The organism is Kitasatospora sp. NPDC051164 (assembly GCF_044455625.1).
In the GTDB taxonomy this organism is placed as follows: Bacteria; Actinomycetota; Actinomycetes; order Streptomycetales; family Streptomycetaceae; genus Kitasatospora.
Genome location: NZ_JBITFB010000006.1, coordinates 37460 through 50131 on the forward strand (window position 1 = coordinate 37460; position 12672 = coordinate 50131).

The 12672-nt window shown below is 73.4% G+C and carries 16 protein-coding genes; 9 read left to right on the plus strand and 7 right to left on the minus strand.

What is annotated here, in order from left to right; all coding sequences use genetic code 11:
• Positions 1-89 precede the first annotated feature (89 nt).
• Together ACIBEC_RS10705 and ACIBEC_RS10710 are read left to right on the plus strand one after the other, a co-directional pair.
• On the plus strand, positions 90-2423 hold the full coding sequence (locus tag ACIBEC_RS10705) for a transglycosylase domain-containing protein (protein WP_360491449.1): 2334 nt from the start codon (positions 90-92) through the stop codon (positions 2421-2423).
• 83 nt (positions 2424-2506) lie between these two features.
• Entirely contained in the window at positions 2507-2809 is a 303-nt protein-coding gene (locus ACIBEC_RS10710) for a hypothetical protein (RefSeq protein WP_360491446.1), read from the plus strand.
• Between the two features lie 22 nt (positions 2810-2831).
• On the opposite strand, the gene ACIBEC_RS10715 is transcribed toward ACIBEC_RS10710, so the two are convergent.
• Together ACIBEC_RS10715 and ACIBEC_RS10720 are read right to left on the minus strand one after the other, a co-directional pair.
• Positions 2832-3431, minus strand: coding sequence for a hypothetical protein (locus ACIBEC_RS10715; protein WP_360491443.1), 600 nt, complete (start codon positions 3429-3431; stop codon positions 2832-2834).
• Positions 3432-3450: 19 nt separating this feature from the next.
• Positions 3451-3999 (minus strand): alpha/beta fold hydrolase, encoded by a 549-nt coding sequence (locus ACIBEC_RS10720; protein ID WP_360491440.1) that lies wholly within the window; start codon positions 3997-3999, stop codon positions 3451-3453.
• Between the two features lie 254 nt (positions 4000-4253).
• On the opposite strand from ACIBEC_RS10720, the gene ACIBEC_RS10725 reads away from it, so the two are divergent.
• The 3 genes from ACIBEC_RS10725 to ACIBEC_RS10735 all read left to right on the plus strand — a co-directional run bounded on the left by ACIBEC_RS10725 (position 4254) and on the right by ACIBEC_RS10735 (position 6971).
• Entirely contained in the window at positions 4254-4820 is a 567-nt protein-coding gene (locus ACIBEC_RS10725; protein ID WP_360491437.1) for a DJ-1/PfpI family protein, read from the plus strand.
• Positions 4821-5045: 225 nt separating this feature from the next.
• Positions 5046-6386: a serine hydrolase domain-containing protein gene (locus tag ACIBEC_RS10730; protein ID WP_360491434.1), complete on the plus strand. Its 1341-nt coding sequence runs from the start codon at positions 5046-5048 to the stop codon at positions 6384-6386.
• A 57-nt stretch (positions 6387-6443) separates the two neighbouring features.
• Positions 6444-6971: a gamma carbonic anhydrase family protein gene (locus ACIBEC_RS10735; RefSeq protein WP_360491431.1), complete on the plus strand. Its 528-nt coding sequence runs from the start codon at positions 6444-6446 to the stop codon at positions 6969-6971.
• 7 nt (positions 6972-6978) lie between these two features.
• Here the strand turns inward: ACIBEC_RS10735 and ACIBEC_RS10740 are convergent, their stop codons facing one another.
• A complete protein-coding gene (locus ACIBEC_RS10740) occupies positions 6979-8214 on the minus strand; it encodes an MFS transporter (RefSeq protein WP_360491428.1) in 1236 nt (411 codons plus the stop codon).
• Positions 8215-8367: 153 nt separating this feature from the next.
• Here ACIBEC_RS10740 and ACIBEC_RS10745 point away from each other — a divergent pair, with 153 nt between their 5' ends.
• The 4 genes from ACIBEC_RS10745 to ACIBEC_RS10760 all read left to right on the plus strand — a co-directional run bounded on the left by ACIBEC_RS10745 (position 8368) and on the right by ACIBEC_RS10760 (position 10222).
• A complete protein-coding gene (locus tag ACIBEC_RS10745; RefSeq protein ID WP_360491425.1) occupies positions 8368-8604 on the plus strand; it encodes a DUF2277 domain-containing protein in 237 nt (78 codons plus the stop codon).
• Positions 8605-8662: 58 nt separating this feature from the next.
• A complete protein-coding gene (locus ACIBEC_RS10750) occupies positions 8663-8899 on the plus strand; it encodes a DUF6296 family protein (protein WP_360491422.1) in 237 nt (78 codons plus the stop codon).
• Positions 8900-9008: 109 nt separating this feature from the next.
• Positions 9009-9311 carry a DUF427 domain-containing protein gene (locus tag ACIBEC_RS10755; RefSeq protein ID WP_360491419.1) on the plus strand — a complete coding sequence of 101 codons (303 nt, stop codon included), beginning with the start codon at positions 9009-9011 and terminating at the stop codon, positions 9309-9311.
• A 29-nt stretch (positions 9312-9340) separates the two neighbouring features.
• Complete coding sequence (locus ACIBEC_RS10760) at positions 9341-10222, plus strand: hypothetical protein (protein WP_360491416.1); 882 nt, start codon at positions 9341-9343, stop codon at positions 10220-10222.
• Between the two features lie 31 nt (positions 10223-10253).
• On the opposite strand, the gene ACIBEC_RS10765 is transcribed toward ACIBEC_RS10760, so the two are convergent.
• The 4 genes from ACIBEC_RS10765 to ACIBEC_RS10780 all read right to left on the minus strand — a co-directional run bounded on the left by ACIBEC_RS10765 (position 10254) and on the right by ACIBEC_RS10780 (position 12614).
• The gene (locus tag ACIBEC_RS10765; RefSeq protein ID WP_360491413.1) at positions 10254-10592 is read right to left on the minus strand and encodes a hypothetical protein; all 339 of its coding nucleotides are present in this window, start codon (positions 10590-10592) and stop codon (positions 10254-10256) included.
• A gap of 103 nt (positions 10593-10695) precedes the next feature.
• Positions 10696-10860 (minus strand): hypothetical protein, encoded by a 165-nt coding sequence (locus tag ACIBEC_RS10770; protein WP_360491410.1) that lies wholly within the window; start codon positions 10858-10860, stop codon positions 10696-10698.
• A gap of 234 nt (positions 10861-11094) precedes the next feature.
• Positions 11095-12306 (minus strand): cytochrome P450, encoded by a 1212-nt coding sequence (locus ACIBEC_RS10775; RefSeq protein ID WP_396287868.1) that lies wholly within the window; start codon positions 12304-12306, stop codon positions 11095-11097.
• Positions 12307-12395: 89 nt separating this feature from the next.
• Entirely contained in the window at positions 12396-12614 is a 219-nt protein-coding gene (locus ACIBEC_RS10780) for a ferredoxin (RefSeq protein ID WP_360491407.1), read from the minus strand.
• Positions 12615-12672: the final 58 nt, after the last annotated feature.

Below are 12672 nucleotides of genomic sequence, written 5' to 3' on the forward strand. Positions count from 1 at the left end.
GAGAATGAGTCGAATCTGTCGCGATTTTGTGACAATCCCTCGCCGACACCCCGCCCACGCGGGGTGTTCACGGCCTTAATGTTCGATCTATGTCACCGAAGAGCCGCCGCATATCTTCCCCGGACCCGGGCGACACCTGGGTGCCGCGCCCGAGGCGCCGTGAGACCCCGATCGGGATCCTGCGCCACGCGGCCAAGTTCCTCGGCGCCAGCGTCCTCGGCGGGGTGCTGCTGGCAGGCCTGATCCTCCCGGCGGCCGGCGCGGTCGGGCTCGGGGCGAAGAGCGGCGCCGAGGGCTTCGAGAGCATCCCCGACGACTTCAAGACACCGCCGCTCACCCAGGCCACCCAGATCTTCGACGCCAACGGCGCTCTGATCGCCAAGGTCTACGAACGCGACCGCACCGTCCTCACCGCCGACCAGATGTCCCCGCTGATCCGCCAGGCCCAGGTGGACATCGAGGACGCCCGGTTCTACGAGCACGGCGCGGTGGACCTCAAGGGCGTCCTGCGGGCCGTCACCAAGAACGCCGAGAGCGGCGCCACCGTCCAGGGCGCCTCCACGCTGACCCAGCAGTACGTGAAGAACGTCAACGTGGAGAAGGCCGGGGACGACCCGGAGGCGGTGCGCGAGGCGCAGCGCAAGACGCTCGGCCGCAAGATCCAGGAACTCCGGTACGCCATCAAGCTGGAGGAGGACCTGAGCAAGGAACAGATCCTCACCAACTACCTGAACATCACCTTCTACGGTCACCAGGCGTACGGCATCCAGGCCGCCGCGCAGCGCTACTTCAGCAAGGACGCCAAGGACCTGAGCCTCCCCCAGGCGGCGATGCTCGCCGGGCTCGTGCAGAACCCCACCCAGTACGACCCGAAGCTGCACCCGGTGGCCGCCCAGAAGCGCCGCGACACCGTCATCGACAAGATGGTGGAGAACAAGCACATCACCGCGGACCAGGCCAAGGAGGCGAAGGCCGCCCCGCTGGGCCTCACCTACAAGGACCCGCAGAACGGTTGCATCACCGCCAAGGCCGGCATGGGCTTCTTCTGCGACTACGTGCGCCACGTCGTCAAGCAGGACCCGGCGTTCGGCAAGAGCGCGGCCGAGCGCACGAAGCTGTGGGACACCGGCGGCCTCAACATCTACACCACCCTGGACCCGGAGAAGCAGGCCGCCGCCCAGAACGCCGTCTCCACCAAGGTGTACGTCACCGACCCGGTCTCGGCCGCGATGACGATGGTCGAGCCCGGCACCGGCAAGATCCTGGCGATGGCGCAGACCCGCCCGTACGGCCTGGCCAAGGAGAAGAACGAGACCGTCGTCAACTACAACGTGGACGCGGCGATGGGCGGCGGCATCGGCTTCCAGCCCGGCTCCAACTTCAAGCCGATCGTGGCCGCCGCCGCCCTGGAGGCCGGACTGTCGTCGACCCAGCGGTACGACGCGCCGAACCGGATGGACTGGCCGACGATGAAGACCTGCGACGGCACCTGGAAGAACCTCAGCAAGGGCAAGAAGGAGGGGACGATCCCCAACGAGAGCGCCTCCGAGCAGGGCCCGTACGAGCTCAAGCAGGCCATGGCGCTCTCGGTCAACACCTACTTCGTGCAGATGGAGCAGGAGATCGGCCTCTGCGCGGTCAAGCAGATGGCCAACAAGCTGGGCGTGGCGGGCAAGGCGGACGGCTCGCCGCTGCAGGAGGTGCCCGCGCTCGGCCTCGGCACCCAGGAGGTCAGCCCGCTGACCATGGCCAACGTGTACGCGACCTTCGCCGCCCGGGGCAGCCACTGCGCGCCGATGGCGATCAACCGGATCACCACGGTCGACGGCAAGGACGTGCCGGTGCCGCCGGCCCAGTGCACCCAGGTGATGTCGGAGGACACCGCCGACGTGGTCAACAGCGTGCTGCTCGGGGTCACCGAGAAGGGCGGCACCGCCCGGGACCTGGGCCTGGACGACGGCCGCCAGATCGCCGGCAAGACCGGTACCACGGACGAGAAGAAGTCGGCCTGGTTCACCGGCTACACGGGCAACCTGGCCGGCTCGGTCTGGCTGGGCAGCCCGGGCACCAAGGTGCCGATGCGCAACATCCGGATCGGCGGCAAGTACCAGGCCGAGGTGTTCGGCGCGACCGGCCCGGGGCCGATCTGGCAGCAGGCGATGAGCGACGCGGTCCGGAACATGCCGGAGCAGCGGTTCACCACCGTCTACATCCCGGACCCGCCCAAGCGCGACACCGGCTGCAGCACCCCCAGCGGCTCGCCGAACCCGGTCACCTGCACCGGCGCCCCGGCCACCGGCAGCCCGGGGGCCAACGGGAACAACGGCAACAACGGGAACAACGGCGGCCAGGCCAAGCCGCGCGGCGCCAACCCGACCGGCCGCTCCGCGCCGTCCACCCCGCCGGACCCCGAGGACCAGTAGCCGAAGCGCGGTCCGCACCGGCCGGCCCCGCCTGAGTACCCGTACTCATGCGGGGCCGCGCCGCGTCGGCGGACGATGGCGCCATGCCGCACAGCATCCTCGGCGTCCCCGCCGTCTTCTGCCCCTCGATCGGCTACCTGGCCGGCTCCCTGGTGATCGGCCTCGCCGCCGCGCACGAACGGCGCGCCGCGACCGGCCCCGGCGCCGCCAACGCGGTGCGGCAGTGGACGGCGGTGGTCTGGACGATGCCGGGCTTCCTGCTCGCGATGACCGTCAACCCGTTCCCGGACGGCACCGCGGCCCGCTTCCTCTCCGCCACCGCCCTGGGCGCGGCCGGCAACGCCGCGCTGCTGGCGCTCGCCGCGCACGCCCTGGGGCTCGGGTGAGCCGTCCTGGCATGCGTCGGGCCTACCGGGCCTCGACCGGCTCGCCGCTGTCCTCGTCGAGGTTGAACACCCGCCGGTAGGAGTCCGTCACCACGGTGATCTGCTCCCGCCCGGTCCAGCTCGCCTCCACCAGCCGGGCGTCGTCCGGGCCCCCGCCGATGTCGGCCAGTGACCAGCGCCGCGCCGTCCAGCCCTCGCCGGACTCCAGGAACACCTGCCAGTGCTCGCCCGGCGTCGGCCCGGTGGCGTACGAGCGGTGCACCACCACCAGCGCCTGCTCCGCCCCCGCCGGGGCGGCCTCCCGGCTGCGGGTCTCGGCCGCCGACACCTTGTGCGCGGCCAGCACGCCGAGCAGGAACACCACGCCGGCGGTCACCGTGACCGCCCGGGTGGCCGTCCGCAGGGCGGCGCCGCGCAGGTCGCCCAGCCAGGCGGCCGCGATCAGCGTGGCCAGCGCCGCGCCGAGCAGCAGTTCGGGCCGGTTGAGCAGGTCGGCGACCAGCATCCGGCCGCCCGAGCGGCTCTCCCACTGCCCCTCGGTGTACAGCAGTACGGCGGCCAGCCCGCCGGCCGCCAGCAGCCGGACCAGGACGCGCCTGGTCCGGGACGTCCGCTTGTCCATCGTCCCCCCGTTCACGGTGTCACAGCTCGGCGAGCAGTGTGCGGCCCTCCGGCCAGTCGCCCAGTCCGGAGGCGGAGTTGAGGTGCCCGTACGCGCCCGGCTCGACGTACCGGGCGCCCCAGGACGCGGCGAAGGCACGGGCCCGCTCGGGGGAGACCCACGGGTCGTCGGTCGAGGAGACCACCACGGTCGGGAACGGGAACGGCTCCAGCGCCACCGGCCGGAAGCCCACCAGCTCCGGTACCTCCGCGGTGTCGACGTCGGCCGGGGCGACCAGCAGCGCGCCCCGGACGGCCGCGGTCCGCTCGGCGGGCGCGGTGGCCACCCAGCGGGCCGCGGTGACGCAGCCCAGGCTGTGGGCAACCAGCACCACCGGGCCCTCGGCGGCGGCCGCCGCCACCGCCGCGTCCACCCGGGCCACCCAGTCCGCCTGCTCCGGCTGCTCCCAGTCCGCCTGCTCGACCCGGCGGAAGGACTCCGGCTCGGCGGCCTCCCAGTGGGTCTGCCAGTGCTCGGGGCCCGAATTCTGGTAGCCGGCGAGGACGAGGTAGGTGGTGCGGTCCGGCATGGGTTCCTCCGGCGAAGGTCGGTCGTGGGCAGCAGGATTCTAGGCCGGGCATCGCCGGGCGCCGCAGCCGGGCGGTCGCCCGGCGCGCAGTCTCCGCAATCGGCGCGCGCACCTCCGGATGCGCCGTCGTACGCCCGGTGCGTCCTGTTGCCAACGACGTGACGGGTGCGGCACGTTGGACCGGGCCCGGCCGGCCGCCACTGATCGGAGCCCGCACGAGACCTGACGACCGATCACGTGAAGGGATGTCGGAGATGACATCGAAGATCCTGCTCGTCACCGGGGACGCCGCCGAATCGCTGGAGGTGTTCTACCCGTACCAGCGGCTGCGCGAGGAGGGCTACCAGGTCGACATCGCGGCCCCGACCAAGAAGCGCCTGCAGTTCGTGGTGCACGACTTCGTCGAGGGCTACGACACCTACACCGAGAAGCCCGGCTACAGCTGGCCCGCCGACATCGCCCTCGCCGACGTCGACCCGGCCGACTACGTGGCTCTGGTCATCCCGGGCGGCCGCGCCCCCGAATACCTGCGCAACGACCCCGACGTGCAGCGGATCGCCCGGCACTTCTTCACCGGGGACAAGCCCGTCGCGCAGATCTGCCACGGCCCGCTGATCAGTGCCGCCGCCGGGGTACTGGAGGGCCGCCGCACCTCGGCCTACCCGGCGCTGGCCCCCGACATCAGGGCCGCGGGCGCCGAGTTCGTCGAGGGCGAGGCCGTGGTGGACGGCCTGGTCGTCTCGGCCCGAGCCTGGCCCGACCACCCGGCCTGGCTGCGGGCCTTCATCGAGGTCCTGCGCAAGCACGCCCCGGTCGCCTGAGCGGCCCTACCTGAGCGGCCTTGCCTGACCGGCCCCGTCTGACTCAACCCCGGAGCCCTACCCCGAGCCGTCTCGGGGTACGGCTCCGGGTCCGTTCCGGGTTCGTTCCGGGTCGGACTCCGTCCTGCGGCGCGACGGCGGCCGACCGGATTCCTGGCAGGGTGTCAGGAGCCCCGGGCAGCAGCCCGGTTGACCATCTCCACGACCCGGACCAGGGAGGCCGGCATGACCGCCGCCCCGACAGTCGCCCAGACCGCTCCGACGACGCGCCGCCGTCCGGCCCTGCGCACCGCCGTCGTCGCGGCCGTCGGCGCGGGCCTGCTCGCCGTGCTCGCCCCGGCCGCCGTCGCCCGGCCCGCCACCGGTCCGGTCGCCGCCGGGTGCGGCGGCCGGCACACCGTCGCCACCCGCCCCGGCGCCGTGGACACCCCCGGGCGACACGCCGACTGGGCGGCCGCCGACGCCGCCCTCGCCGGGATGACCGACACCGGCTACTCGACCTCCGCCCTCGCCGGGATGACCGACACCGGCTACTCGACCTCCGCCCTCGCCGCCGTCCGCGAGGACGGCCGGCTGGTCTGGCGCAACGCCACCGGCGTCGCCGAACTCGCCACCGGCGAACCCGCCGACCCCCGCGGTGCCTTCCGGATCGGCAGCGCCACCAAGACCTTCGTCGCCACCACGCTGCTGCAACTCGTCGGCGAGCACCGGCTGGACCTCGACGACCGGCTGGAGTGCCTGATGCCGGGCATCGTCCCGAACAGCACCGCGATCACCGTCCGGCAACTGCTCAACCACACCAGCGGCGTCGCCGACTACACCCAGGACCCGGCCTTCGACTACCGGCGGCCGGAGTGGCTCGACGGCGGACGCTTCACGCACTACGCCCTCCGGGACCTCGTCGACATCGCCGGCCGGTACCCGCCCGCCTTCCCGCCCGGCGCGGACTGGCAGTACTCCAACACCAACTACGTCCTGATCGGCATGATCATCGAGAAGCTCACCGGCCGCAGCTGGAACGAGGAGGTGACCCGCAGGATCATCCGCCCGCTCGGCCTCACCGGCACCCTGATGCCAGGCGACTCGCTCGTCATCCCCGCTCCCCACACCCACGGCTACCACAAGGCGGACACCGGCCCGGTCGACGTCACCCTGCTCAACCCGACGATGGCGGGATCGTCCGGCGCCGGCATCTCCACCACCGCCGACCTGACCACCTTCCTCGCGGCCCTGCTCGGCGGCCGCCTGCTGCACCCGGCCGAACTCGCCGCCATGCAGCAGACCACCGCCCACGGCGAGGGCCGGTCCTACGGTCTCGGCCTGCAGAGGCTGGACACCCCCTGTGGCACCTTCTGGGGCCACGCCGGCGGCTTCCCCAGCTACGTCACGATGATGCTCGGCTCTGCGGACGGGAAGCGTCAGTTCGCCGGGAGCACCACCATCTACGACATCCCGGACCAGGACACCGCCAACGCCGCCTGGAACAGGGTGATCACGACCGCCCTGTGCGGCCCCCGGCCCGGCACGGCCGATCCCGCACCCGGGCTCGCCCGCATGGCACCGTGACCGACCTCCTAGGCTGACCGGCGACACCACGGCCCACCGCCACCAGGAGGACGAGACATGGCAGAGCCGCTGATCGCCGCAGTCGGGGGCAAGGTGCCCGCCGTCGACCCGGGCGCCTTCGTCGCACCGAACGCCGTCGTGGTCGGGGACGTGACCGTCGCCGCCGGCGCGAGCGTCTGGTACGGCGCGGTGCTGCGCGGCGACGCCGAGTCGATCCGTGTCGGCGCGGGCAGCAACATCCAGGACAACTGCACGCTGCACGCCGACCCCGGCTTCCCGCTGGTGGTCGGCGAGCGGATCTCGGTCGGCCACAACGCGGTGCTGCACGGCTGCACGGTCGAGGACGACGTCCTGGTGGGCATGAACGCCACCGTGCTGAACGGCGCCCGGATCGGGGCCGGTTCGCTGGTCGCGGCCGGCGCGGTCGTGCCGCAGGGCATGGTCGTCCCGCCGGGCTCGCTGGTCGCGGGCGTCCCGGCGAAGGTCCGCCGGGAGCTGAGCGAGGAGGAGCGGACGGGCATCAAGGCCAACGGCGAGGGCTACCGGCTGCTCGCCGGGGCCCACCGGGAGATCGAGGTCCTGTAGAGGTCCGTCAGGCGCCGGTCATCGCGGGAGCAGCACCGGCACCGGCACCGGCACCAGCGGCAGGGGCGGCGGCGGCCGGTTCCGCGACGACGGGCGCCGGCCGACGCCGGTCGGCCGCCCAGGCGAGTACCGCGACCAGCGCGCCCGAGGCGGCCAGGCCTGCGCCGACCAGGGTCGGCGAGGTCCAGCCGAGCCCGGCGTCCAGCGCCAGCCCGCCGAACCAGGCGCCTTGCGCGTTGGCCAGGTTGAAGGCGCCCTGCACGGTCGCCGAGGCGAGTGTCGGCGCGGTGCGCGCCTTCTGCAGCACCAGGGTCTGCACCGCCGGCACGATCGCGAAGCCGAACAGCCCGATCAGCACCACCGTCACGGCCGCCGACCACCGGGCGTGCGCGGTCACCGCGAACAGGGCCAGGGTCGCGGAGAGCAGGACGAAGGCCGCGCAGACGGTCGGCCGCAGGGCCCGGTCGGCGGCGAACCCGCCGAGCACGTTGCCGATCGTCATCCCGACGCCGAACAGCGCCAGCACCAGGGTCACCGAGCCGGTGGCGTACCCGGAGACCTCGGTGAGCAGCGGCGCGATGTAGCTGTAGCAGGCGAAGAAGCCGCCGCAGCCGAACACGACGGTGGCCAGCGCCAGCCACAGCTGCCCGCTGCGGAAGGCCCGCAGCTCGTGCCGGAGCCCGGACTGGCCGGGGGAGGGCAGCGCGGGCACCAGCTTGGCGATGGCGAGCGTCCCGGCTGCGGCGATCAGCACGACCACGATCATGGTCGCCCGCCAGCCCAGGTGCTGCCCGAGGAGGGTCGCGGCGGGCACGCCGACGATGTTGGCGACGGTCAGCCCGGAGAACATCACGGCCACCGCTCGAGCCCGCCGGTCGGGCGCCACCAGCTCGGCCGCGGCCACCGCGCCCGCCCCGAAGAAGGCCCCGTGCGGCAGTCCGGTGACCAGCCGTGCGGCGGCCAGGGTCCAGAAGTCCGGTGCGAGCGCGCACAGCAGGTTGCCGGTGGCGAAGAGCCCGGCCAGTGCCACCAGCACCGCCTTGCGCGGCCGTCCGGCGGCCAGCGCGGTGAGCAGTGGTGCGCCGATCACCACCCCCAGTGCGTACGCCGAGATCAGCCAGCCCGCCTGCGGGATGGAGACGTGGAGGCTGTCGGCGACCTGGGGGAGCAGCCCCATGGCGGCGAATTCGGTGGTGCCGATGGCGAACGCGGTGACGGCCAGCGCGAGCAGCGCGAGAGGCAAGGGGGTGACTCCGGGGTGATGCCGAGGACCGGGGGAGCACGCGGCGGATGAATTCGTTCGTCCGGCATCCTAATCCGGTCGGATGACGCCCTCGTGGGGCGTATATGACGAATGGGGGTCGCCGGTAGGGCCTGCGCGCGCGAGACTGGGGGCATGTGCCGCAACATCAAGACGCTGCGACCGCCAGTGACGCCCGACGCCGGCGAGGACGACTTCCGCGCCGCCGCACTGCAGTACGTCCGGAAGGTCTCCGGTTTCCGCGCCCCGGCGGCGCACAACCGGGAGGCCTTCGACCGGGCCGTGGACGCGGTCGCGGAGGCCACCGCCCGGCTCCTCGGCGAGCTGGAGGTCCGTGGCTCGCACGCCCCGGCCGCCGAGGCCGTCGGCTAGTTCCGGCGCCCTCGGGCAGGGAGTATCCGCGTACAGGGAGTAGGAGCAGGAACCGGTGATGAACCCCGCCAAGCGTTACGCCCTCACGTTCCCCGGCACCCCCGGTACCCAGGCCCCGCAGGACGTCGTCGTGGTCACCCGCACCAGCGCGACCGGCCCGGGCGGCCATCCGGTGTACGAGGACGAGAGCGGCATCGTGCGGGCCGAGATCAGCGACTCCGGCGAGGTCCGGATGCTCGCCAGCGGCGGCCACCAGTCCCCGCACCTGCCGGTCCACGCGCACCCGCTGCCCTGACCACCCGGTCCGCCTTGGCCGCCGCCCTGGCCGTCCGCCTCGGCCGGCGGTCCGCCCGGTCCCGCCGGACCGCTGGCGGAGGCGATCGCCGCTCGGGCACAATCACCGCATGACCACAGCGAGTTGGCAGGGCATCGTCATCGCCGAGAGCGAGGACACCGTCCTCGTCGAGGGCAACCACTACTTCCCGGCCGAGTCGGTTCGCACCGAGTACCTGCGGCCCTCCGGGACCACCACGGTATGCGGCTGGAAGGGCACCGCCGGCTACTACACCCTGGAGGTGGAGGGGCGGACCAACCCCGACGCCGCCTGGTTCTACGCCGACCCGAAGCCCGAGGCCGAGCACGTGCGCGGCCGGGTGGCATTCTGGCGCGGGGTGGAGGTCACCGAGTCAGCGGCGGTCACCGCGTAGCCCCCGACCCGTGGGGGTAGTGGATCCCCATGGCAGTCTTCCGCAGACCGGGCCGCTCCCGGTCCACCCCCGAGCCGGACCTGGCCGAGCAGCTCGCCGAACTGGTCGAGGAGGCCGAGCAGCCCGTCGGCAAAGGTCCGGAGGCCGCGTACGCGGCGAAGCAGCGCAGCCGCGGCCGGGCCGTGGTGGTGCACGCCTCCCGGCTGCTCGGCAGCGGTGGGCGGGCCGCCCAGGGAGTGGCGCGAGGGGCGGTGTACGGCGGCAAGGCGCTCACCGAGCAGCTGCTGCGGGCCGCCCCCCGGATCCCGGTGCGCGACCTCGCCACTCTGCGGGCGCAGCACCCGGGCGCGGCCTTCCCCGAGCAGTTGGCCGATCTGCTGGTCACCGGCGCCGTCCGGGCCTCCGGCGCGCTCGGCGCGGGGGTCGGCGCGGCGGCGATGATGCCGGTGCCGCCCGCGATGCCGGTGGAGATCGCGGCCGAGACGCTCGCGGTCGCGGCCGTGGAGATCAAGCTGATCGCCGAACTGCACGAGGTCTACGGCGCCCCGGCGCAGGGCAGTGCCGGCCAGCGGGCCGGGGCGTACCTCGGCGCCTGGGCCAACCGCCGCGGGATCGACGCGACGCTGCTGGTCAGGCCGGCCGGCTTCGCCGCGCTGGCGATCGGCGCGGAGGTGCGCCAGCGGGTGCGCCGCCGGCTCACCCGCAGTTCGCTGCGCCACCTGCCCTCGCTGATCCCGCTGCTGGTCGGCGCGGGCATCGGCGCGACGATGAACCGGAGCGACACCCGCCGGCTGGCCGACGAGGTGCGGGCGGACCTGCGCGCCCGCCCGTCGGCGGGCCGCGCCTACTGGGCCGCGGCCGCGCCGGCGGTGCGGGGTACGACGGTGCCGGAGGGCGAGGAGGCCCCGTAGGGCTCCGGCGCCCCGGCACCTCGGGGCTCCGCTACGGGGTCGGCGGCGGCGGGGCACCCGCGCCCCGGCCCGCCTTGACGCCGTTCACCATCGCCTGGTGGATCGCCCGCGCGGTGATCTCGTCGACCGCCGGCACCGGACTGCCGGACACCGTGTACCAGTCCAGCGCGCCGGTGTACTGGACGGTCAGCCGCGCCTCGCCGTCCACCCAGGTGGTGTGCACGGTGAGGTCGCCGGAGATCGGTCCGACCTCGGTGGTGGTGACCCCGCCGGGGCCGCTGATGATCGATTGGGTGGTCCAGGTCGCCCACGACGCGCGCGGGTCCGCGGGCGGCCGGGCCTGCCGATTGCCTTGGTCGTGTTCGGTCATGCGCCTATCCTCCCCTGCCGGTGGGTCGCCGCCCGGGCAGCGACACCTGCGGTCGCGGCGACCGCCCGGTTCCACCGGGCGGTCGAGTCGGTACGGCGGACGGTCAGTCGAGCCGGCCGGATTCGTCCAGCATGGCGTCGCCTTCCGCCTGCGAGGTGTCCTGCGCGTGCAGGTTCTGCATCGAGGTGATGCCCTCCTCGGGGTCGGCGGCGCGGACGTCCTCGTCGCGGTCGGTGCTCACCTCGGACCGTTCGCTCATGTCGGTCATCGCGGGCTCCGTCTCCTCGGCCGGTCCGGGGGCGCCGGGCCGGAGGCGCGGCTGGGCCGGGTGTCTCTTTCGCCCTTCCAGCCTGCCTCCGCCCCGGCGCAGGGGCCAGCCGGGTGACCGGCGATCCGTGATTCCGCGCCCGTATCCCGACATTTCCGGCCCGGCCCGACGTTTCCGGTCCCGGACCCGACGTCTCCGGCCTCCGGACCCCGGCCGGGCGGCGTCACCGTGAGGTCACCAGGTCACGGGCAGTGACCGCATGCCGTAGATGAACGAGTCGGTACGGAAGGCCAGCTCGTCGCGGGGGATGGCCAGCCGCAGCCCGGGCAGCCGCCGGAACAGGGTGGCCAGGGCGATCTGCAGCTCGGCGCGGGCCAGCGGCTGGCCGAGGCACTGGTGCACGCCGAAGCCGAAGGCCAGGTGCCGTCGGGCGTCCCGGTCCAGGTCCAGCTCGTCGGCGGGCGTGCCGCCGGCGCCGCCGAACACCGTCTCGTCCCGGTTGGCAGTGGAGAGCATCGCGATCACGCCGTCCCCGGCCTTGATCGTCGCACCGCCGAGCTCCACGTCCTCCAGGGCCACGCGGGGCAACCCGGTGTGCACGATGGTGAGGTGGCGCAGCAGTTCCTCCACCGCGCCGGGCACCGCCGCCGGGTCGGCCAGCCTGGCGACGTGGTCGGGCCGGTCCAGGAGCAGGGCGGTGGAGAGCGAGATCATGTTCGCGGTGGTCTCGTGCCCGGCGATCAGCAGCAGGATGCCGGTGCCGGCGACGTCGCGCGGGGTCAGGTCGTCCCGGACGGCGAGCCGGCTGAGGATGTCGTCCTCCGGCTGCTCCCGCTTGCGGGCCGCCAGCCCGCTCAGGTAGTCCAGCAGCTCGTCCCGGGCCTCGGAGAGCTTTTCCAGCGTGCTGGTGTTGCTGAGCAGTGTCCGGCTGACGCTCTGGAAGAACTCGCGGTCCTCGTACGGGACTCCGAGCAGCAGGCAGATCACCAGCGAGGGGACCGGCAGGGCGAAGCCGGTGACCAGGTCGGCCTCGGTGCGCCCCTGGGTCATCCGGTCCAGCGCCTCGTCGACGATCTGCTGGACGGCGGGGCGCATCGCCTCGACCCGCTTGACCAGGAAGTCCCCGGTGACCATCCGGCGCAGCCGGGCGTGCTCGGGGTCGTCCAGCCGCAGGAAGTTCGGGTTCTCGGCGATGATCTCCCGGCGGCCGGGCAGCAGCAGCGGGAAGTTCGGGTGACGCACGTCCGCGCTGAACCGGCGGTCGGACAGGATGGTGCGGACTTCCGCGTAGCCGGTGGCCAGCCAGCAGGACTCGCCCTCGGGCAGGTCGGCGCGGGTGACGGCGGCGGTGGCGGCGGCCTTGGTGTACGCGGGCGGCGGGCCGAACGGGCAGCCGGCGGAGTGCGGCGCCGGCATCGGGATGGCGGCGGCGGGTGTGCTCGTCAAGGTGGGGTCTCCTTGCGTCGCGGTGTTCTCCGGTGGGGGATGGTGATGACTGGCGTTCCGTCAGGGGGTCGTTGTCACCAGAGCAGTTGTCAGTCGTCGAGCTCGGCGGGCTCGTCCTCGGTGACGGTGATCGCCCCGCCCGGGCAGAGCTGGGCGGCCAGTCGCAGATCGGCGAACTGATCGGGCCGGAAGGTGATCTGACGGAGTATCACCAGACTGTCCTGGTCGTCCTGGTCGAACACCGCGGGCATGGTCGTGACGCACATCCCGGAGCTGCAGCAGCGGTCCCGGTCGACGTTCACCTGCATGGTCGGGCACCTTTCGCCAGTACGCCGCCGGCTGCCGGCGGCTGCCTCTCGTTGTCAT

Bases quoted from the DNA above. Each gene is read 5' to 3' on its own strand.
- ACIBEC_RS10750 (WP_360491422.1), top strand. From the start codon at position 8,663: ATGAACCCCGCCAAGCGTTACGCCCTCACGTTCCCCGGCACCCCCGGT.
- ACIBEC_RS10765 (WP_360491413.1), bottom strand. From the start codon at position 10,592: ATGACCGAACACGACCAAGGCAATCGGCAGGCCCGGCCGCCCGCGGAC.
- ACIBEC_RS10730 (WP_360491434.1), top strand. From the start codon at position 5,046: ATGACCGCCGCCCCGACAGTCGCCCAGACCGCTCCGACGACGCGCCGC.
- ACIBEC_RS10760 (WP_360491416.1), top strand. From the start codon at position 9,341: ATGGCAGTCTTCCGCAGACCGGGCCGCTCCCGGTCCACCCCCGAGCCG.
- ACIBEC_RS10735 (WP_360491431.1), top strand. From the start codon at position 6,444: ATGGCAGAGCCGCTGATCGCCGCAGTCGGGGGCAAGGTGCCCGCCGTC.
- ACIBEC_RS10715 (WP_360491443.1), bottom strand. From the start codon at position 3,431: ATGGACAAGCGGACGTCCCGGACCAGGCGCGTCCTGGTCCGGCTGCTG.
- ACIBEC_RS10710 (WP_360491446.1), top strand. From the start codon at position 2,507: ATGCCGCACAGCATCCTCGGCGTCCCCGCCGTCTTCTGCCCCTCGATC.
- ACIBEC_RS10720 (WP_360491440.1), bottom strand. From the start codon at position 3,999: ATGCCGGACCGCACCACCTACCTCGTCCTCGCCGGCTACCAGAATTCG.
- ACIBEC_RS10780 (WP_360491407.1), bottom strand. From the start codon at position 12,614: ATGCAGGTGAACGTCGACCGGGACCGCTGCTGCAGCTCCGGGATGTGC.
- ACIBEC_RS10705 (WP_360491449.1), top strand. From the start codon at position 90: ATGTCACCGAAGAGCCGCCGCATATCTTCCCCGGACCCGGGCGACACC.
- ACIBEC_RS10770 (WP_360491410.1), bottom strand. From the start codon at position 10,860: ATGACCGACATGAGCGAACGGTCCGAGGTGAGCACCGACCGCGACGAG.
- ACIBEC_RS10745 (WP_360491425.1), top strand. From the start codon at position 8,368: ATGTGCCGCAACATCAAGACGCTGCGACCGCCAGTGACGCCCGACGCC.
- ACIBEC_RS10755 (WP_360491419.1), top strand. From the start codon at position 9,009: ATGACCACAGCGAGTTGGCAGGGCATCGTCATCGCCGAGAGCGAGGAC.
- ACIBEC_RS10725 (WP_360491437.1), top strand. From the start codon at position 4,254: ATGACATCGAAGATCCTGCTCGTCACCGGGGACGCCGCCGAATCGCTG.